This window comes from Acinetobacter sp. A47 (assembly GCF_000805455.1).
GTDB lineage: Bacteria > Pseudomonadota > Gammaproteobacteria > Pseudomonadales > Moraxellaceae > Acinetobacter.
Genome location: NZ_JSUS01000032.1, coordinates 181,681 through 199,523, shown reverse-complemented (window position 1 = coordinate 199,523; position 17,843 = coordinate 181,681). Strand labels below are relative to the sequence as shown.

General features: G+C 42.4%; 24 protein-coding genes. 15 read left to right on the top strand and 9 right to left on the bottom strand.

What is annotated here, in order from left to right; all coding sequences use genetic code 11:
* The first annotated feature begins 93 nt into the window (after window positions 1-93).
* The 8 genes from cydP to OC23_RS07500 all read left to right on the top strand — a co-directional run bounded on the left by cydP (window position 94) and on the right by OC23_RS07500 (window position 5,833).
* The gene (gene cydP / locus OC23_RS07535; protein WP_038343947.1) at window positions 94-285 is read left to right on the top strand and encodes a cytochrome oxidase putative small subunit CydP; all 192 of its coding nucleotides are present in this window, start codon (window positions 94-96) and stop codon (window positions 283-285) included.
* A complete protein-coding gene (locus tag OC23_RS07530; RefSeq protein WP_038343945.1) occupies window positions 285-1,862 on the top strand; it encodes a cytochrome ubiquinol oxidase subunit I in 1,578 nt (525 codons plus the stop codon). Before cydP ends, OC23_RS07530 begins: the two co-directional genes overlap by 1 nt.
* Complete coding sequence (cydB, locus tag OC23_RS07525) at window positions 1,859-3,004, top strand: cytochrome d ubiquinol oxidase subunit II (RefSeq protein WP_038343942.1); 1,146 nt, start codon at window positions 1,859-1,861, stop codon at window positions 3,002-3,004. Before OC23_RS07530 ends, cydB begins: the two co-directional genes overlap by 4 nt.
* Before the next feature lie 14 nt (window positions 3,005-3,018).
* Window positions 3,019-3,120: a cytochrome bd-I oxidase subunit CydX gene (cydX, locus tag OC23_RS18745; RefSeq protein WP_000270276.1), complete on the top strand. Its 102-nt coding sequence runs from the start codon at window positions 3,019-3,021 to the stop codon at window positions 3,118-3,120.
* A 4-nt stretch (window positions 3,121-3,124) separates the two neighbouring features.
* A complete protein-coding gene (locus tag OC23_RS07515) occupies window positions 3,125-3,421 on the top strand; it encodes a cyd operon YbgE family protein (protein WP_038343940.1) in 297 nt (98 codons plus the stop codon).
* A 203-nt stretch (window positions 3,422-3,624) separates the two neighbouring features.
* A complete protein-coding gene (locus OC23_RS07510) occupies window positions 3,625-3,888 on the top strand; it encodes a hypothetical protein (RefSeq protein WP_038343938.1) in 264 nt (87 codons plus the stop codon).
* Entirely contained in the window at window positions 3,885-4,172 is a 288-nt protein-coding gene (locus OC23_RS07505) for a hypothetical protein (protein WP_038343937.1), read from the top strand. Before OC23_RS07510 ends, OC23_RS07505 begins: the two co-directional genes overlap by 4 nt.
* A 2-nt stretch (window positions 4,173-4,174) precedes the next feature.
* The gene (locus OC23_RS07500; RefSeq protein WP_038343935.1) at window positions 4,175-5,833 is read left to right on the top strand and encodes a PepSY-associated TM helix domain-containing protein; all 1,659 of its coding nucleotides are present in this window, start codon (window positions 4,175-4,177) and stop codon (window positions 5,831-5,833) included.
* Between the two features lie 82 nt (window positions 5,834-5,915).
* Here OC23_RS07500 and OC23_RS07495 read toward each other — a convergent pair whose 3' ends face one another.
* Complete coding sequence (locus tag OC23_RS07495; RefSeq protein WP_038343934.1) at window positions 5,916-6,602, bottom strand: DUF2057 family protein; 687 nt, start codon at window positions 6,600-6,602, stop codon at window positions 5,916-5,918.
* 484 nt (window positions 6,603-7,086) lie between these two features.
* Here OC23_RS07495 and OC23_RS07490 point away from each other — a divergent pair, with 484 nt between their 5' ends.
* Window positions 7,087-7,575 (top strand): pyridoxamine 5'-phosphate oxidase family protein, encoded by a 489-nt coding sequence (locus tag OC23_RS07490; RefSeq protein ID WP_038343933.1) that lies wholly within the window; start codon window positions 7,087-7,089, stop codon window positions 7,573-7,575.
* 133 nt (window positions 7,576-7,708) lie between these two features.
* Here the strand turns inward: OC23_RS07490 and OC23_RS07485 are convergent, their stop codons facing one another.
* The 5 genes from OC23_RS07485 to OC23_RS07465 all read right to left on the bottom strand — a co-directional run bounded on the left by OC23_RS07485 (window position 7,709) and on the right by OC23_RS07465 (window position 11,383).
* Window positions 7,709-8,305, bottom strand: coding sequence for a nitroreductase family protein (locus tag OC23_RS07485; RefSeq protein ID WP_038343931.1), 597 nt, complete (start codon window positions 8,303-8,305; stop codon window positions 7,709-7,711).
* A 118-nt stretch (window positions 8,306-8,423) separates the two neighbouring features.
* Complete coding sequence (locus OC23_RS07480) at window positions 8,424-9,251, bottom strand: tetratricopeptide repeat protein (protein ID WP_038343929.1); 828 nt, start codon at window positions 9,249-9,251, stop codon at window positions 8,424-8,426.
* 96 nt (window positions 9,252-9,347) lie between these two features.
* Entirely contained in the window at window positions 9,348-10,463 is a 1,116-nt protein-coding gene (gene ftsY, locus OC23_RS07475) for a signal recognition particle-docking protein FtsY (RefSeq protein WP_038343928.1), read from the bottom strand.
* Between the two features lie 117 nt (window positions 10,464-10,580).
* Window positions 10,581-10,910 carry a hypothetical protein gene (locus OC23_RS07470; protein WP_038343926.1) on the bottom strand — a complete coding sequence of 110 codons (330 nt, stop codon included), beginning with the start codon at window positions 10,908-10,910 and terminating at the stop codon, window positions 10,581-10,583.
* A gap of 113 nt (window positions 10,911-11,023) precedes the next feature.
* A complete protein-coding gene (locus OC23_RS07465) occupies window positions 11,024-11,383 on the bottom strand; it encodes a hypothetical protein (RefSeq protein WP_038343925.1) in 360 nt (119 codons plus the stop codon).
* Between the two features lie 226 nt (window positions 11,384-11,609).
* On the opposite strand from OC23_RS07465, the gene OC23_RS07460 reads away from it, so the two are divergent.
* From OC23_RS07460 to OC23_RS07450, 3 genes are all read left to right on the top strand, one after another.
* On the top strand, window positions 11,610-11,843 hold the full coding sequence (locus tag OC23_RS07460) for a hypothetical protein (RefSeq protein ID WP_038343924.1): 234 nt from the start codon (window positions 11,610-11,612) through the stop codon (window positions 11,841-11,843).
* Between the two features lie 404 nt (window positions 11,844-12,247).
* The gene (locus OC23_RS07455; RefSeq protein ID WP_038343922.1) at window positions 12,248-12,625 is read left to right on the top strand and encodes a DUF2750 domain-containing protein; all 378 of its coding nucleotides are present in this window, start codon (window positions 12,248-12,250) and stop codon (window positions 12,623-12,625) included.
* A 138-nt stretch (window positions 12,626-12,763) separates the two neighbouring features.
* Complete coding sequence (locus OC23_RS07450) at window positions 12,764-13,195, top strand: CBS domain-containing protein (RefSeq protein ID WP_038343920.1); 432 nt, start codon at window positions 12,764-12,766, stop codon at window positions 13,193-13,195.
* Window positions 13,196-13,253: 58 nt separating this feature from the next.
* On the opposite strand, the gene OC23_RS07445 is transcribed toward OC23_RS07450, so the two are convergent.
* The gene (locus OC23_RS07445; protein WP_038343918.1) at window positions 13,254-14,468 is read right to left on the bottom strand and encodes an aspartate aminotransferase family protein; all 1,215 of its coding nucleotides are present in this window, start codon (window positions 14,466-14,468) and stop codon (window positions 13,254-13,256) included.
* 165 nt (window positions 14,469-14,633) lie between these two features.
* On the opposite strand from OC23_RS07445, the gene grxD reads away from it, so the two are divergent.
* Window positions 14,634-14,975 carry a Grx4 family monothiol glutaredoxin gene (gene grxD, locus OC23_RS07440; RefSeq protein WP_004639270.1) on the top strand — a complete coding sequence of 114 codons (342 nt, stop codon included), beginning with the start codon at window positions 14,634-14,636 and terminating at the stop codon, window positions 14,973-14,975.
* A 52-nt stretch (window positions 14,976-15,027) separates the two neighbouring features.
* Here grxD and OC23_RS07435 read toward each other — a convergent pair whose 3' ends face one another.
* Window positions 15,028-15,351: a hypothetical protein gene (locus OC23_RS07435; protein ID WP_038343915.1), complete on the bottom strand. Its 324-nt coding sequence runs from the start codon at window positions 15,349-15,351 to the stop codon at window positions 15,028-15,030.
* A gap of 92 nt (window positions 15,352-15,443) precedes the next feature.
* Here OC23_RS07435 and OC23_RS07430 point away from each other — a divergent pair, with 92 nt between their 5' ends.
* Window positions 15,444-15,875 carry an HD domain-containing protein gene (locus OC23_RS07430; protein ID WP_038343912.1) on the top strand — a complete coding sequence of 144 codons (432 nt, stop codon included), beginning with the start codon at window positions 15,444-15,446 and terminating at the stop codon, window positions 15,873-15,875.
* Window positions 15,876-15,926: 51 nt separating this feature from the next.
* Window positions 15,927-16,847 (top strand): LysR family transcriptional regulator, encoded by a 921-nt coding sequence (locus OC23_RS07425; RefSeq protein ID WP_038343911.1) that lies wholly within the window; start codon window positions 15,927-15,929, stop codon window positions 16,845-16,847.
* A gap of 32 nt (window positions 16,848-16,879) precedes the next feature.
* Here the strand turns inward: OC23_RS07425 and map are convergent, their stop codons facing one another.
* Window positions 16,880-17,674 (bottom strand): type I methionyl aminopeptidase, encoded by a 795-nt coding sequence (gene map, locus OC23_RS07420; protein WP_038343910.1) that lies wholly within the window; start codon window positions 17,672-17,674, stop codon window positions 16,880-16,882.
* Between the last annotated feature and the right edge of the window lie 169 nt (window positions 17,675-17,843).

Below are 17,843 nucleotides of genomic sequence, written 5' to 3'. Positions count from 1 at the left end.
TTAATTATTTTAAAAACCCTAAAGGTTTATTTTTAATGGTTTTTATTTAATAATGTTTTACATCTTTAAAAAATGTGTATGAGGCTAAGTTCTATGAACACAAGTTCTCACGATCCAAATCGGCGGCTCATCCGAGAAATCACGATTATTCTTATTATTAAAGTTGCACTTCTCATGGTGATTAAACACATCTGGTTTGATGCGCCAACGATTCCCAAAGATTTTAACAATGAAGTTGCCGAGCGCATTGCTGGTGACATGTCTAAAACTCAGGAGACACGTTGATGATTTCTGAAAGCGTGGTCGATCTTTCGCGGTTCCAATTTGCAATGACCGCAATGTATCACTTTCTTTTCGTCCCCCTCACTCTAGGTCTGGCTTTTATTCTTGCCATCATGGAAACCACGTATGTGATTTCCGGTAAGGAAATCTATAAGGACATGACCAAATTTTGGGGAAAACTCTTCGGGATTAACTTTGCCTTAGGTGTAACCACAGGTTTAACCATGGAGTTCCAGTTTGGAACCAACTGGGCCTATTACTCCCATTACGTAGGTGACATCTTTGGTGCTCCGCTGGCAATTGAAGGTTTGATGGCTTTCTTCCTGGAATCTACTTTTATCGGTCTATTCTTCTTTGGCTGGGACCGGCTATCCAAAGTTCAGCATTTGGGGGTAACCTGGCTGGTAGCGATTGGCTCGAATATGTCAGCCTTATGGATTCTGATTGCCAATGGCTGGATGCAAAACCCGGTCGGGGCTGCATTTAACTACGAAACCATGCGAATGGAACTGGTTGACTTTGGTGCACTGATTTTTAACCCGGTAGCTCAGGTCAAGTTTGTACACACCGTCTCTGCCGGCTATGTCACTGGAGCCATCTTTGTTCTTGCCATTTCCAGCTATTACCTGTTGAAAAAACGTGACTTACCGTTTGCACGTCGCTCATTCGCCATCGCTGCAATCTTCGGTTTGGCATCAACGTTATCTGTGATTTTACTGGGTGACGAGTCTGGTTATGAACTCGGTGATGTTCAAAAAACCAAACTTGCCGCAATTGAAGCAGAATGGCATACCGAACCTGCACCTGCTGCATTTACCTTATTTGGTCTCCCAAACCAGCAGGAAATGCGTACCGATTATGCGATCAAGATTCCTTATGTGATGGGCATTATTGCCACTCGCTCTACCGACAAGGAAGTCACTGGTCTGCGTGACCTGATGAAACAGCATGAACTACGTATCCGTAATGGTATGGTGGCTTATAGCGAACTTGAAAAACTCCGTGCGGGTGACCGTTCTCCAGACTTATTGGCTTCATTTGAGAAAAATCAGAAAGACTTGGGTTATGGTCTGTTATTGAAAAAATATTCTCCAAATGTAGTTGATGCAACTGAAGAACATATCCAAGCCGCGACCAAAGACACCATTCCAAATGTCGCAGCCCTGTTCTTCTCATTCCGTGCCATGGTAGCTGCCGGCTTCCTGATGCTATTACTGTTCCTTCTTGCAACCTGGTCAGTGGCAAAACGTAATGCCGAAGATAAGCCGTGGTTACTCAAATTTGCGTTGTTTGCTCTCCCACTCCCATGGATTGCAGCACAAACAGGCTGGTATGTTGCTGAAGGCGGCCGTCAACCGTGGTCAATTGGTGAAATCCTGCCAACACACCTGTCTGCATCAAGCATCAGTACAGGCGATGTATGGGGTTCGATTATTGCACTTGCAGCGTTCTATACCGTACTGCTGATTATTGAAATGTACTTGATGATCAAGTTTGCCCGTTTAGGTCCAAGTTCTTTGCATACCGGTAAATATCACTTCGAAAAACTTGAAGCAAAAGCCGGGGAGGCTCAGTCATGATCGAATATGAACTGCTGAAAATAATCTGGTGGGTCCTGGTCGGTGTTTTACTGATCGGCTTTGCCCTCACCGATGGTTTTGATATGGGCTCAATGGCAATTATGCCATTTGTAGGTAAAACCGATTCTGAACGCCGTGCTGCCATCAATACCATTGCTCCGCACTGGGATGGTAACCAGGTCTGGTTCATTACCGCTGGTGGCGCCTTGTTTGCAGCCTGGCCAATGGTCTATGCCGTTGCCTTCTCAGGCATGTACTGGGCCTTGCTGCTGGTTCTGTTCGCCTTGTTCCTGCGTCCCGTCGGCTTTGACTATCGTTCCAAATTAGAAAACACCCAATGGCGTAATTCATGGGACTGGGGCTTATGTATCGGCGGTGCTGTTCCGGCACTGGTATTTGGCGTGGCATTCGGCAACTTGTTCCTTGGCGTCCCTTTTAGTCTGGATGAAACCTTACGTTCACAATATACCGGCAGCTTCTTTGCACTGCTTAATCCATTTGCACTGATCTGCGGTATTGTCAGCTTGTCCATGTTAGCTGCCCACGGAGGTGCCTGGCTGATGTTACGTACCGATGGCAATTTGCATAACCGCTCTGCCAAGGCAACACAGATCATGGCAATCGTATTCCTTGTATGCTTCTTGGCTGCAGGTGCGTGGTTATGGTTCGGGAATATTTCCGGATATAGTTATGCTGCCGCTGTAGATACCAATGCTACATTGAACCCGCTTGCAAAAGAGGTCGTGACCAATGCCAATCATGGCTGGTTAAACAACTATGCCACCTATCCGGTTACCATGGCTGCACCTGTCGTTGCAATTCTTGGTGCCTTACTGGTAATTGTCAGTGCCGCCAAACAAAAGGCAGCTGCAAGTTTTGCAGGTACCAGCTTAATGATTGTCGGTGCAATCTTGACTGCCGGTTTTGCATTGTTCCCGTTCTTGCTACCCTCAAGCATTGATCCAGTATCAAGCCTGACCATGTGGGACGCTGTTTCCAGCCATAAAACCCTGGGAGTAATGACAGTTGCAGCATGTATCTTCGTTCCTATCATTTTGATCTACACCTCTTGGTCGTATTACAAAATGTGGGGTGTCATCACCAACAAGCACATTGAAGAAAATTCACATAGTTTGTATTAATCAGGAGATGTGACATGTGGTATTTTGCATGGATTCTAGGCATTTTGATGGCATGTTTTGCAGGTGTACTCAGTGCACTATATATCGAGCACCATCAAAATTTAGATGAGGAATAACAAAATGGCTGAAGCAATGACAACACCGAAGAATCGTAAGGCTCAAGTACTTGCAATGACCATTTCGTTTATGTTGGCATTGCCCCTTGCTGCTATTTTACTGGTACATCCTTCACTAATGCTGGATGCAAACGGACATTACAATCATAGTCTGCTGATGCTGGTCATGATCGGGATTTCCGGAGGCTTCATATACGGAGTCGGATTTATACCCAGATTCTGGTTATGGAAATGGCTGTTTAGCCCACTGATCGCCTGGCCTTTGATGCTTCTAGGCTACTTTATCTGGTTAGGTCAATAAGTCATTTTCACAACCCTAATACTTAAAAAGGTGATCTGATCAGATCACCTTTTTTTAATGACGGCTTTAATCCGTTGCATGACCACCACCTATCACGATCTGCTTTATTTTTGAAATTTCATGAAGTTTATAACACTAGGCTTTAATTTCACCCAAATTTAAATAATAATAATTATCATTAAGATTTACACATGGATATATAAATGACTTTAAAACTATTTGGAATTATTGTTTCCGTCCTCTCATGCATGAGTATTTATCTTAGCCATCCCAACCAGATTTCCTTGCAAACCTCACTGGGACAGTTTTTTTATTATGCAGGCATCATGGGTTTACTGTGCGGTTTAAGCCTGCTGGTTTATGCACTTCCGTTACTTGTAGCTATCCTGATCTGGCTTGCAATCGCAATACTGGTCTGGTCTTTTGTACCCCTGCTTATGCTGATGAAAAGGTCAAACCTAAAATGAAGATACTAAAACAAAAACTACAACCGGATTGGTGGACAAAAACTTTTGCCGGTGCATTTCTGGGTATGAGCTTTGCAATGGCAATGGGCGCAATGATTGTATTACTTCATACTTCCCAAACAGATGCTTCGATCGCTCCCCAATTGGGGATGTGGTCGATCCCGTGGTTCTGGTTATCTGCTTTCTTTATCGCCTATTTCATTCCGAAAGGTTGGCAAAGTGTGGTGATTTTCAGCATTGCAAATGTGCTTGCTTATGCCCTGTTATTCTGGTTGAGAGATTAAAAATGAAAGTTCGTGCAGATATCATTAAAACAGCTAAAAATCTCCATACCTGGGTAGGTATAAGCGCAGGTATCCTCTTGTTTATCTGCTTTTTTGCTGGTGGTCTCACCATGTTTCAACATCAGCTTAGCCAATGGGCAGCTCCACCTCAACAAAAATTGGCAGCGATCCAGCCGCAACAATATAACCGGCTGGTACAACAAGCCCAGGCACAATATCCCGATACCAAAAAAGCATTTACACTCAATTTCAGCTCACCGGAAGGACATAATGCCCCTATGCAGTGGGAGGCAGCGCATGACGTAGCAGAAGATCATCACGGTATTGATATTGCCCAGTCAGGCATGATGGCGACACTGGATCATAACGGCCAGTTAATTGCCATCCAGGAAAATGTATCCAGGCTCGGCTGGCTGATTGAACAACTTCATGAAACGGCAGGTATTCCAGGCATGATGGGTCACCATACTGCTGGTGTCATGGTTATGGGGGCAGTTGCCGTTTTATATTTTCTTGCAATTATGTCCGGCCTGATTGTCTTGCTTCCCACCCTGATCAAAGATTATTTTGCCATCCGTAAAGGCAAGAACAAAAAACGTTTCTGGCTTGATACCCATAATGTGATTGGCATTAGCAGCTTGCCCTTTCATATCATTATCAGTGTTACAGTCGTTGTTTTTGCCTTTCATGATATTTTCTATGGTGTACTCAGCCAACTTGTATCAAAAGACAAGCCGCTATTTGAACGACCGCCTGCTGTAAAAATAATTGACCCTGCACCAGCACTCGATGTAGAAAAAATCTTTAAAAACATTCAGGCAGTAGCACCAGAATATCGCATTGACAGTATCCGTTTTAGTCAACTGGAGCACCCTGAACAGGCATCAGCCTTTGTTGCACTCTACCATCCGGATCGCATGTTACGAGGTGATACCTTTGACTATATGAACTTCAATCCTTATCAAGACCCACCATATTCTACCAAGACACTTTCAACCGAAGAAAGCACGGCTGCAACAATCATACGTGCCATGTTCGCCTTGCATTTTGGCAATTATGGTGGAGAACCTGTTCGCTGGATTTATCTGCTTTTTGGTCTTGGGGGCGCTTATCTATTCTATTCAGGAAATATCCTGTGGATTGAAACCCGTTTACGTAAACAGAAAAATCCTCACTCGCCAGCCCCACAACAACGTAAAGACGTACTGTTTATCGCTCACCTGACCATTGGCGCTTGTCTGGGCTGTATATTGGCCATCATAGCAAGCATGCTGGCTGGACGCTGGGCTTATGTCATACCATTGCAATTACAAAGTCATAACCATGTATTGATGTATAGCTACTATATTGGATTTATTGCCAGTATTTTATATAGTTTTATCGTGGGTGCTGCCAGAGCTTTACCTCAACTTTTGTTAGCGATTACCCTGCTTTTATGCATGATTCCGGTCACCTCCCTGATCGCTTATCTGCTACCAGTCCCGGGTCTCTGGTATTCCACAGGAAATTTGATCTGGATCGATATCACGGCCCTAAGCTTTGCTTTTGTTTTTCTACGCTTCTACCAGCAAGCCAAAGACCGGGCACAAACTGCCCCGGCGGGATCACTCTGGTCGACACAGCAACAAAAATGCTCAATATTGTCCGAACATCAGGCCTAATTATCAAAGCGGGATAGCCACTGAATACTGTATGAATATAAAAAAAGCCGATATTGATATCGGCTTTTGATCAAGACAAGATTTAGTTGGTTTGACCTGCTAACCAGGCCATAAACTTCTGACGTTCAGCTTTAGAAGCTTTTTGCCATAATTCTGCCAGTTGCTGATCTGTGGTTTTAACCGCACCGACTGGTGCTGATGCTGTTACGGCAACAGGCGCTGTTGCAACAACAGCTTGTGCCGCTGTTCCGGCATAGACCGGTGCAGGTTGATTAGCAGCATTGTTTTTATTCTTTTGGGTTAAATCCAGAGTCCGGCTTAAAAAATTATTGCCAGAAAACCAGGGTTGAGCTTCATTATTCGCGCCAGTCTGTTGCACCACAAGTTTCTTATTTTGGTCATATAACGCAACTGTAGGCTGATCTGCATATTTTTTCGCAGCATCAAAATCTTTAGGTGCATTGATCAAACCAAGGCTATAAGACTGATTGTCTTGCAGATTTGGTGCCTGAATAGTAACAACACCGGATTTGACGATGTCATGTTCACCATTCAGATGCTCAAAATATTCACGATAACGTACATTGACCGTCAAATTACCAGGATCAACCTGATAAGTGTTTTTCTTGGAAGGAATTAATCCGTTATTTACTTCTTGACCATTTACAGCAAGAATCACGATTTCTTCAGGTGCAGTGATAGTGACTGCTGAAAAAACTGAACTACTTAATAATAACCCGAACGCAGCAACACCAACTCTTAAAGACATTAGACTCTTCTCGTTATAAACAATTTATGAAACCGTATGCACTATGCAATGCGATTATGACGATTTTATGACAAAAATTAAAACTGTCTATTGCAACAATTTAGCTTTTTTTAGATATATACAGCAAAAAACAATAAAAGAAAAAAGACTTACCTTAACATTTTCAAAGAGCGCGCTTTAAAAGTATTAAGACCACAATAAATACTCGTTAAAAATTAATAATAGTGCCTTTTATCTAAAAAATTTTCAAAATATTTACAATTCCCATCTTGGGCGACAAATGGTGCTTAATACATTCCCAGCTCTCATTCCAGCAAACCACATACCGATAAACAATTGAAATTATTTAATTAAATATTTTTTAATATTTAATAACATGAATGTATTAATTCTAGACAGATAAAACAAATTGTGCACAAAACGAAACTTTGCTGCTTTTGCTTTTCATGGATAGTGATAAATCAAACTGTAGGAGACCTTCAACATGAATAACCTGAATAGTGAATATCAAGAATTAAATCAGCTACTTAAAGGCATAAAATTTGCCATGATCACTTTTATTTCTGAAAAAGGTCATTTACATTCTGCGCCGATGACCACGCAAGATTCTGATTTTAACGGCGTTTTATGGTTTTTAGGCTCTAAAAGTTCTGAGCTGGTAAAAAGCCTTGCTTTACATAATCAGGTTAATTTAGGTTATAGCAACATCTCAAATAATGACTATGTTTCTATTAACGGCGTGGCAGAATGTGTTGTAGACCCTGCTATCCTTGATGAAATATGGTCACCTGCTTATGAAGCATTCTTTGAGCATGGCAAGACTGATCCAGATATTCAGCTTATCCGTGTGATATGTAACGGCGCACAATACTGGAAAGGTTCAGGTAAGATAGCCACTCTTTTTAAACTGGCCAAGGCCTCTGTTACAGGTGAAACCGAAGAACTCGGCACTACAAAAAATATTTCCCTCTAGTTTCAATCATTCCAAGGCGCGCACAGGTTCGCCTTGGAAGACATGTGCCAAATATTTTAGATAAGAAATATTGGTGAACCCTGAAGAAATAAAAAGAGCACATAATGTGCTCTTTTTGAGTGCCGTCTTAAGCTTAGTTAAAAGTTTTAAAACGTGCTGCATCATCCATATACGTTTTTTCGCCAGCCGCAGCTTCAATCGAGCCAAATACAAGCTGGGCACGTAATTTCCAGTTTGCCGGAATATCAAAGGTTTCTGCCACTTCTGCATCAACAATCGGGTTGTAATGTTGTAAGGAAGCACCAACACCAATTTCAGATAAAGCCGTCCAGGTTGCAAACTGGGCAATCGCACTTGAATGTTCAGACCAGATCGGGAAATTGTCTGCATATAAAGCAAACTGTTCTTGTAAACCTTTTACAACATCTTGATCTTCATAGAATAGTGCGGTACCAAAACCTGCAACAAAGCTATCAATTTTTGCGCTTGTATTTGCAAAAGCTTCTGCTGGAACCATTTTACGTAAAGTTTCACGTACAATTTCCCAGAATTTTGTATGCGACTCACCATACAGAGTCACAACACGCGAAGTTTGTGAATTGAATGATGAAGGGCTTTGTTTTACAGCTTCACGGATCGTTTCTTCGATTGTTGCCTGATCTACTGACAGGTTTTTCCCAATCGCATAAATTGTACGGCGTGATTTAATACTATTTAAGAAGTTGCTCATTTTGTTATTCCTACCTTGTGCCCGGAGGCGTTATCTTGGATTGAATGTAGTGTATAACGATGTATTTTTTGGGAATAGACTAAAAAATATGACAGATCGTTCTTTTTTTGAAACAATCTTAATCGACATGTTGTTCCGCTTCTGCCTGCTCTGACGCGCTTGCCTCTACTTCAATGGTTTGAAGCTCCCAATCTGTAGAAATATTCTTGTATTTTTTACGCTCTGCCCTGTTTAACTCTCCAACAGCATAAGCAAGGGTTAAATGATAACGGGCATCCTGATCACCTTGTTCTGCGGCCTTAAAATACCACTCATGCGCCTTGTTTTTATTCTTTTCAATGCCGCGCCCATTTTCATACATTACACCCAGATTGTATTGGGCATTGCTATTTCCCTCATTTGCTGCAAGCGCATATAAACTGAAAGCTTTTTGATAATCCTGTGCAACACCTTTGCCATTTTCATACATCCAGGCCAAATTATTCTGGGCTTTGACCTCTCCTTTATCGGCAGCCTTCTGATACCACTCCACAGCTTTTACATCATCTTGTATAACGCCACGCCCATTTGCATACATATTGGCCAGATTATATTGCGCATAAGCAACACCTTGTTCAGCTGCTTTGCGATACCACTTTGCGGCCTGTCGGTCATCCTTTTCAACACCTCGTCCATGATCATACATAATACCCAGATTATATTGGGCAGAGGCATCTCCCTGATCTGCAGCTTTCTGAAACCAGACAACGGCCTTTGCATCATCTTGTTCAATCCCGTCACCGACTGCATACATCGCACCTAAATTATATTGTGCTTCAACATCGCCCTGTTCAGCATCTTCTGTAAGCGCCTTTATCACGGCAGTATCAGTAACCGCAAAGACCGGGGTGATACCCAAACTGGCTGTTAGGAGGATAAAAACGACAGGTTTTAATAATATTTTCACGCAAATACCTTTTTTAGAAGAATTATTTTTAAAAATGTCTTTTTCTACACAAAATAAAAGCCGACGAATCGGCTTTTATAACAACTTTTCATTGAACTATTTTTCAGTTTCAAACAATGCAGCAACAAACGATTTAGCCGAGAAAGGACGTAAATCATCAATCTTTTCACCAACACCAATATAACGGATCGGTACATGGGTACGGCTTGCAATGTTAAACAGTACACCACCTTTTGCAGTGCCATCCAGTTTGGTAATGGTAATACCGGTTAACCCCACGGCTTCATCGAACAGTTGAACCTGATTAATGGCATTTTGCCCTGTACCCGCATCAACAATCAGCATGATCTCATGAGGTGCAGTGGCATCAATCTTCTGCATGACACGTTTTACTTTTTTCAGCTCTTCCATCAGGTTGGCTTTGTTTTGCAAACGTCCGGCTGTGTCTGCAATCAGTACATCAATCCCTCTGGCACGTGCACTTTCAAATGCATCGAAGATCACCGAAGCACTGTCAGCACCATGTCCCTGAGCCACGACAGGAATATCATTTCGCTCTCCCCAGATTTGCAGTTGCTCGGTCGCTGCTGCACGGAAGGTATCACCGGCAGCCAGCATCACTTTCTTGCCTTCACCTTGCAAACGCTTGGCCAATTTACCAATGGTGGTGGTCTTGCCGACACCATTTACACCCACCATCAAGATCACATACGGCGATTTATTTGGATCAATATGCAGGGGTTTAACACGTGGGGCAAGTAAGGCCACCAGTTCTTCCTGTAATGCCTTATACAAGGCATGTGAGTAGATCAGGTCACCACGCGCCGTACGTTCGGTCAAATTGGCAATAATGGTTTTGGTCGCATCTACACCAATATCTGCCACCAGAAGCTGCTCTTCAACCTCTTCAAGCAACTCATCATCAATTTCTTTGCCGCCGATCAAAATGTTGACCATACCATCAGTAAAACTACGGCGGGTTTTGGTCAAGCCATCTTTCATACGGCTAAAGAAACCGGTCGATTTGCTTTCTTCTTCATTTGCAGTAGCAGCAGGTGCTACCGTAGCAGCCGCCGGAGTTTCAACAGCCTTTGGCGCTGCCGGCTCTATAATGGGAACATCGACAGCAGGCAGACTTGGTAATGTGACATCATCATCACCGATGTCCGCATTTATCAAGAATTTATTTTGCATATTCGATTGCTGTTGCATGTCGATTCCTTGAAAGTAAAGCAGCTTTTAAAAATTCAGCCAGTCTAGCATAAATTAAACGGGTTTTCCCCAGTGAGGCAATTCATTCATTTATAATGAAAATAAGACGCTTAAAACTCACTCATCTTCTTTTGCCATCGCCGGATACTGTTTAATCCGGTTCAATTCAAATTGATAGGCATTTAAGAGTTTTAAATAATCTGTACGCCGAATTGGTCGGTGTTCAAGCACTTCTTTAGCCATATGCTGGGTTCTGGGATGACTCGCCTGATGAGCCAACTGGGTCACATGTTGATATTCTACTAAATTAATGGGACGCTGTAAGGCGTTATACGCAAGTATAAAAATAGACAAAATAATAAGAGCGACCAATATATTATAAAATTGATCAAGTTTTAATCCCAATCTGGATTGCATTACTTTATGTTTAGAAAGTATAGAAAACATAACCTACCTCGAATTAGAGGTAGTGTATGTCTCTGATTCAATTAGGACAAGTCCAACGTTCAATAAGTCACAATTCCACAACTTATTGAACGTTAAAACCGCTTTATCAAGGTTTAACTAACCAGTGAACGGACAAAGGCGAAATAAAGAATAAATGCAATCATGACCAGGACAATGAAAATTGCAAACATCCCGACCCCACTTTCTGCATCAGCAGGATGCAAGTCATCATCATCGGCAATATTTCTCAGTTCACCATCATAAATTTTATAAAAACGGTCTTTTTGTTCAGGGCTTAAATGACGGGCAAAATCATAGACACGCTTACGCTGGGCCAGACAATAATCACCAAGATGAATTTCCTGATGAAATATGGCCTCGTCAAGCAATTTACGGTGGTGATGGGCTAATGCTATGATCTGGCTCTCTAATGGAGGAACATCAACATTCACACCATCAATGACATTTGACATGTTATTCTCCTTTTCTCTTATTCTCACTTTGATTCTACTTAAAATTATTTGTGGTAAATGTTTAATCGTGTAAGAATTTATTTACGCAAAGATACCGAATATATTTGACAATTCCATCAATTTGTCATATTACTTTAACAATTCTAAGTTAAAGTAGCTTAAATTCAAAGTAGTGTAACTTTGGATAGAATTTGCGGTAATCATAATTAAAATAAGGAGTTATTATATGATTCAACATTTTACACAGCATGATCTCGAGCATGTATATGCAAATGCGGTGAATACCATTCAATCGCAAAAGAACTTCCAGGATGCAGTAAAAGAGCTGGAAGAAGTTGCAAAAGCAGGACATGGTAAAGCGGCATTATTTTTAGCAGAACTGTATTATCAAGGCTTCCGGGTTGAACGTGATTCCTTGAAAGCCCAGTACTGGCAGAAGATGGCAACATTACAAGCATGAAGAAACGTCACTTAGGTGGCGTTTTTTAATACCTGCTATAAACCAATAGATCTCACGTATTCCTATTCCATTCTTGCGCTGCGCCAAAGCTTCAAACGCTTTGTCTGGCTCAGGTGGCGTTTTTTAATACCTGTTATAAACAATAGATCTCACGTATTCCTATTCCATTCTTGCGCTGCGCCAAAGCTTCAAACGCTTTGTCTGGCTCAAGTCATACCAAATTATCTATAGGTGAGAAGCATGCTTTAGAAAACCCTGCCCCGCCTTGGGGAAGCTTTTTACCGGGCAATCTACTTTTTTAAAAGGCTACAATATTTGCTTACGATTTTAGTCAATTGTTAAACATAAACGACATCTGGATTTCTTATAATAAAGCATAAGTTTAAGAATATTAGTTCAATAACATGTATCGCTTTAACCATTTCCAGCCTGTCTCAAAAGAGTTGATGATCAAAATTTCAATTCTGAAAACAATGATGTATTGTGGTGTACTCTGGGGCTTATACCATCAGGGCTGGGCCATCAAATCAGATCAGGATGGCCATGTTTTCCCGTTCTGGCTCAATGGCGTGCAAGCTCACCGTTATGCCAAAGCCAACTGGAAACACTACACTCCACGGAAAATCACACCTAAAGACTTCCACGAATCACTGCTCCCAACCTTGACACGCTTACAGGTTGAGCCGGCGTTGTTTAATTCATCACATCGTAAATTCAAACTTTCAACCCAGCAAATGCAGCATTTCTTTTTTAGGTCACATCACATGGCGGTTCCTGCTTAAAAAACCCTACAATTCCGGTGATGGCTTTTTGAGCATTTATGCATAAAAGTACTCACCGGAATGAAATTAGCGCTTTGCAATTAAAAAAAATACCGTTAAGTTAAATGAAAATGACAATACAACACAGGTGGATCAATAATGACAATCGTTGCTCAAGTCATCAAGAATAAAGCAGTACAATCAATTTTTACAATTTCACCAAATGCGACTGTACTTGAAGCAATTAAGATCATGGCAGATAAAGGTGTCGGTGCACTGGTGGTGGCCGAAGACGAGAAAGTGGTTGGTATTTTCTCTGAACGTGACTACACACGTAAAATTGCCTTGATGGAACGCTCTTCAAACAATACACCTGTTGCAGATATCATGACTTCAAAGGTGATCTCTGTCAGTCTGAACCATACTGTTGAAGAATGCTTACAGCTGATGACAGATCGGCATTTACGTCACTTACCCGTCCTTGAGCAAGACAAACTGGTTGGCTTTATTTCGATTGGCGATCTGGTTAAAGCAGCCATGGATGATCAACGTATCCTGATTGAACAGCTGCAACAATACATCTCTGGCTAATTTGAGCCAAAATAAAAAAGGGCAAATACATTGCCCTTTTTTGTTGCTTGTCTGAAGATCAGGCTTTTAAAAAGTTTTCAATTGCCGGAACCAGTCGCTGTAATAACTCATCTGCTTGTGCCTGCGACATATTCAAAGGTGGCAGCAAACGCACCACAGAACCCGCAGTCACGTTAATAATCAACTTATATTGATCACGGGCAATAGCAACCAGTTCAGCACAATCCTTAGGTAATTGAATACCGATCATCATGCCAAAACCACGCACCTGCACATTGTGCCCTGCCAGTTGCGCTCTTAACTGCTCGACAATATAAGCCCCGACCGTTGCCGCATTTGCCACTGCATTTTCTTTTTCCATGGTATCAATAACAGTGCATACCACACGTGATCCAAGGACGGTGCCCCCATAGGTTGAACCATGACTGCCAGCGCCGAGCAGGCCTACAGCTTTGCCTTGTGTCATCACGGCACCAACCGGAAAACCATTACCCAGACCTTTTGCTGTCGTCATGACATCAGGAATAATACTGGTATGCTGATAGGCAAAATATTTACCGGTACGGCCATTTCCGGTCTGGATTTCATCCAGCATCATGAGCCAGTTATGTTGATTACATAACGCACGTACCTCTTCCAGATAACTAAAACCCTGAGGTGCAGTATTTACCCCGCCTTCCCCCTGAATAGGCTCAATCAGAATTGCAACGATATCAGGATGATGAATTGCAGCCTCTTGAATAGCTTCTACATCTCCAAAAGGTACACGCACAAAACCGTCGACCAAGGGCGCAAAACCTTCCTGCACCTTCTTGTTGCCTGTTGCTGACAAGGTTGCCAAAGTACGGCCATGAAAAGATTGTTCGGCCACTAAAATTTTGGGATGAGCAATACCTTGCTGCGCCCCAAACTTACGGGCGATCTTGATTGCACCTTCATTTGATTCGGCACCGCTGTTAGAGAAGAAAATTTCTTCCATGCCAGATACTGCAGCCAGTTTTTGCGCAGCTGCCGTTTGCCAAGGTATTTCAAATAAATTACTGGTATGGACTAAAGTTGCTGCCTGTTCGGCAATGGCTTCTGCAATGGCAGGATGTGCATGCCCAAGTCCGCACACTGCAATACCGGTTAATGCATCTAAATACTCGGTTCCATCTGCGGTATATAAATGCGCCCCTCGCCCTCGTACAAAGCTGATCGCCTGGCGACCATAGGTAGCCATAAGGTGGGTAGGTTGATCAGGTTGCACAGGAGCAAGAGTGATATTAGTCATAACAAACTCAATCTATCAGTAGTTGTGGTGAAAAAAGTTATATAAGCAAAAACTTGCCTAGATTGAAAGCGTAAAGTCACATTTATATAAGAAAAAATCTTTTGGAATCCCCGCCAAGCTTTTTTTTAGGTATATAATGCAGAAAGATTAGTTGAGGATCTATCTATGACGGAACAAGCGCGTGATACAGTAGCGTTAATTCGTGATCAAATTGCGAAACACCCTGTTTTACTTTACATGAAAGGCACTCCACAATTTCCGCAATGCGGTTTCTCTGCACGTGCAGTAGAAGCACTTAGCCAAATTGGTCGTCCATTTGCCTATGTAAATATTCTGGAAAATCAAGATATTCGTGCAACTTTACCTCAAATTGCAAACTGGCCTACTTTCCCACAGTTATGGATCAACGGCGAGTTAATTGGCGGTAGCGATATTATGCTTGAAATGTTCCAGAATGGTGAATTAAAGCCATTGGTTGAACAGTACAGCCCAGCTCCAGAAGCATAAGCTGTGAAGCGAAAAGCCAATCCTATGATTGGCTTTTTTATTGGAAGAGTTTCTAGACCTGACTAAAACCAACGTAGCGGAACATGCCTTCCACCCCTAAATCGGCTTTAAAAATCTGCATCTCAGGATAGTTAGCCTGACTAATCGTTGAAAAAATATTCATATTCGGGTCTTCATGAATTTCATCAACAGACTGTGGCAAAACCTCTTCAAAACGGTCTGCAATAAATTCAAAACCCAAATCCATTGCCATGAACAAAGTATGCTCACAAGGTTGAATATACTGTTCCTGTTGCCAGTCTAAAGCTGCATGCTGGCAATATGGACAGGTGATATTCTGGGTGGCATCGGCAATATTAACAAGTTGATAGGACATAATCACAACGCATCAAAAATTTGAACCAGTTTAAAAGAATATGTAGCCCGAATCTATCTTCTGTACTGGTAAATGGAGGGGGTTTGTAAAACATGGCCACACTTGAACAGGCGATTGCCCTTGCAGCAGAACGGCATACAGGTCAGGTTGATAAAGCCAATATCCCTTATATTCTGCACCTGTTAAGGATCATGCTTCAGGTTCAGGAGAGCGATCACAAAATTGTGGCGGTTTTACACGACATTCTTGAAGATACTGCAACGACAATTGATGAACTCTATGCAGCAGATTTTCAGCCAGATATCGTTAAAGCAATTGTGGCACTTACCAAACAAAAAGGAGCAAGTCGCGTGCAGGCCGCCCAGAGCACCGTACTCAATCCGATTGCTCGTGTCGTTAAACTGGCCAATCTGGCTGACAACATGGACCTGTCGCGGATTGAGTCTCCAACTGCAAAAGATTTTGAGCGCTTGCAAGAATATCAACAGGTTCGGGATATCTTATTCGCTAAAAATGTTGAATAATTACCTTGATAGCAATTAACCTGAACACAATAAGCGGGAGTTTATAGCGTAATGCTAACGGATTTAGATGATTTTTATTGCTTTGCGCTTGTTGTTGAACATGGCGGATTCAGTGCAGCCGAACGTGCAACAGATATTCCTAAATCAAAATTAAGCCGTCGGGTATATAATCTTGAAGAACAGCTTGGTGTTCGTCTCATCCAGCGTAGTTCACGTCATTTTGCGGTGACCGATATTGGTATGGATGTATACCGTCATGCTCAAGTCATGATGAATGCAGCACAAGCAGCGCATGATGTCGTAAATCATCTCAGCAGCCAGCCGCGTGGTGTCATTAAGGTCAGCGTACCTGTCGATATTGCCCAAAACCAGATGGCAAAAATCCTGCCGGCTTTTTTAAAAAAATATCCTGAAGTACGTGTCCAGATGCTGGTCAGCAATCGCCGTGTAGATGTGATTAATGAAGGTATAGACCTGGCCTTGCGGGTACGCTCAAAACTGGATGATGATCCAAACCTGGTACTACGACAGTTTGAGGCGACAGAACAACGTCTATTTGCAAGTCAGGCTTATTTAAATGAATTTGGTCATCTGACCACACCCGAGCAATTGACCGATCATCGTATTATCAGCATGGCAGAAGATCATCTCGACCAGCAATTTTTGTTAACCGGCCCCGATCAGCAGCAGAAAAAGATTAAAGTCAATCCTGTGGTTATGGGATCAAATCTTTTAATGCTGGCAGAGTTGGCCACGCAAAACTGCGGAATCGCCTTATTGCCAGACAGCATCGCTCAAAGCTTTGTAAAATCAGGAAAGCTGGTCACTGTTTTACCAGAATGGGCAGCACCTCATGGCATATTCCATGCCGTCTATCCATCACGTAGAGGGCTGTTGCCTGCTGTACGTGTCTTTATTGATTATCTGGTTGAACAGCTGACTTTATGCCCGACCAAAAAAAGGCCCGATTAACAACCGAGCCTTTTAATCATCTGGAACAAATTTTAAACCGCCGGATAATGTCCCGTACCATTTGGCCACGGCGTAAGTAATTCAAAACCATCATCTGTCACGGCAACCATGTGTTCCCATTGCGCTGAAAGTGATTTGTCCTTGGTCACTACTGTCCAGCCATCATTTAGCTCTTTTACATGTGGCTTGCCAGCATTGACCATCGGCTCGATGGTGAAGACCATGCCTTTCTTCAAAACCATGCCCTGACCTTTTTGGCCATAGTGCAAGACATTTGGCTGCTCATGATAGATACGCCCAATCCCATGTCCGCAATATTCACGGACAATGCTATAGCCTGCATTTTGGGCGACTGTCTGGATCGCATGACCAATATCCCCCAAAGTTGCGCCCGGTTTTACGGTATGGATACCTGCCAGCATGGCTGCATAGGTCGTTTCGACCAGTTTCTTGGCTTCAGGGCTGGGCTCACCAACAAAATACATGCGGCTGGTATCACCGAAATAACCGTCTTTAATCACGGCAACGTCGATATTCAGGATATCACCTTCCTGTAAAATCTTTTTCGCAGAAGGTATTGCATGACACACTTCTTCATTGACAGAAATACATGTCGTTTTGGTAAAACCGTGATAGCCAACATTGGCCGGAATCACCTGCAAGGTATTCACGATATAATCATTGCAGATATCATCTAAATATTCGGTAGAAACACCGGGCTTGATATAAGCACCAATCATTTCCAACACTTGTGCCGCCAAACGACCTGAGATTCTTAATTTCTCAAGATCCTGTTCGGTTTTAATGGTCACAGTAGAAGCTCTCATTCGAGATTTTCCTTATTCATCTATCAGATTAAGTTCACATGCAAGCAAAGAAGTTAAGGCTGCATAAAGGGATGCCTTTAGTTGTACGCCCTTGTCTGCAATTCTTCAATCTTTTTAAGACTAAAAGTGGTGTTTTATTTTACATTTAATTTCGATGAGGCTTATAGGA

What these genes read in the sequence shown, in the direction of transcription:
- cydP (WP_038343947.1), top strand. Translation starts at nt 94, where the DNA reads ATGAACACAAGTTCTCACGATCCAAATCGGCGGCTCATCCGAGAAATC.
- OC23_RS07530 (WP_038343945.1), top strand. Translation starts at nt 285, where the DNA reads ATGATTTCTGAAAGCGTGGTCGATCTTTCGCGGTTCCAATTTGCAATG.
- cydB (WP_038343942.1), top strand. Translation starts at nt 1,859, where the DNA reads ATGATCGAATATGAACTGCTGAAAATAATCTGGTGGGTCCTGGTCGGT.
- cydX (WP_000270276.1), top strand. Translation starts at nt 3,019, where the DNA reads ATGTGGTATTTTGCATGGATTCTAGGCATTTTGATGGCATGTTTTGCA.
- OC23_RS07515 (WP_038343940.1), top strand. Translation starts at nt 3,125, where the DNA reads ATGGCTGAAGCAATGACAACACCGAAGAATCGTAAGGCTCAAGTACTT.
- OC23_RS07510 (WP_038343938.1), top strand. Translation starts at nt 3,625, where the DNA reads ATGACTTTAAAACTATTTGGAATTATTGTTTCCGTCCTCTCATGCATG.
- OC23_RS07505 (WP_038343937.1), top strand. Translation starts at nt 3,885, where the DNA reads ATGAAGATACTAAAACAAAAACTACAACCGGATTGGTGGACAAAAACT.
- OC23_RS07500 (WP_038343935.1), top strand. Translation starts at nt 4,175, where the DNA reads ATGAAAGTTCGTGCAGATATCATTAAAACAGCTAAAAATCTCCATACC.
- OC23_RS07495 (WP_038343934.1), bottom strand. Translation starts at nt 6,602, where the DNA reads ATGTCTTTAAGAGTTGGTGTTGCTGCGTTCGGGTTATTATTAAGTAGT.
- OC23_RS07490 (WP_038343933.1), top strand. Translation starts at nt 7,087, where the DNA reads ATGAATAACCTGAATAGTGAATATCAAGAATTAAATCAGCTACTTAAA.
- OC23_RS07485 (WP_038343931.1), bottom strand. Translation starts at nt 8,305, where the DNA reads ATGAGCAACTTCTTAAATAGTATTAAATCACGCCGTACAATTTATGCG.
- ftsY (WP_038343928.1), bottom strand. Translation starts at nt 10,463, where the DNA reads ATGCAACAGCAATCGAATATGCAAAATAAATTCTTGATAAATGCGGAC.
- OC23_RS07470 (WP_038343926.1), bottom strand. Translation starts at nt 10,910, where the DNA reads ATGTTTTCTATACTTTCTAAACATAAAGTAATGCAATCCAGATTGGGA.
- OC23_RS07465 (WP_038343925.1), bottom strand. Translation starts at nt 11,383, where the DNA reads ATGTCAAATGTCATTGATGGTGTGAATGTTGATGTTCCTCCATTAGAG.
- OC23_RS07460 (WP_038343924.1), top strand. Translation starts at nt 11,610, where the DNA reads ATGATTCAACATTTTACACAGCATGATCTCGAGCATGTATATGCAAAT.
- OC23_RS07455 (WP_038343922.1), top strand. Translation starts at nt 12,248, where the DNA reads ATGTATCGCTTTAACCATTTCCAGCCTGTCTCAAAAGAGTTGATGATC.
- OC23_RS07450 (WP_038343920.1), top strand. Translation starts at nt 12,764, where the DNA reads ATGACAATCGTTGCTCAAGTCATCAAGAATAAAGCAGTACAATCAATT.
- OC23_RS07445 (WP_038343918.1), bottom strand. Translation starts at nt 14,468, where the DNA reads ATGACTAATATCACTCTTGCTCCTGTGCAACCTGATCAACCTACCCAC.
- grxD (WP_004639270.1), top strand. Translation starts at nt 14,634, where the DNA reads ATGACGGAACAAGCGCGTGATACAGTAGCGTTAATTCGTGATCAAATT.
- OC23_RS07435 (WP_038343915.1), bottom strand. Translation starts at nt 15,351, where the DNA reads ATGTCCTATCAACTTGTTAATATTGCCGATGCCACCCAGAATATCACC.
- OC23_RS07430 (WP_038343912.1), top strand. Translation starts at nt 15,444, where the DNA reads ATGGCCACACTTGAACAGGCGATTGCCCTTGCAGCAGAACGGCATACA.
- OC23_RS07425 (WP_038343911.1), top strand. Translation starts at nt 15,927, where the DNA reads ATGCTAACGGATTTAGATGATTTTTATTGCTTTGCGCTTGTTGTTGAA.
- map (WP_038343910.1), bottom strand. Translation starts at nt 17,674, where the DNA reads ATGAGAGCTTCTACTGTGACCATTAAAACCGAACAGGATCTTGAGAAA.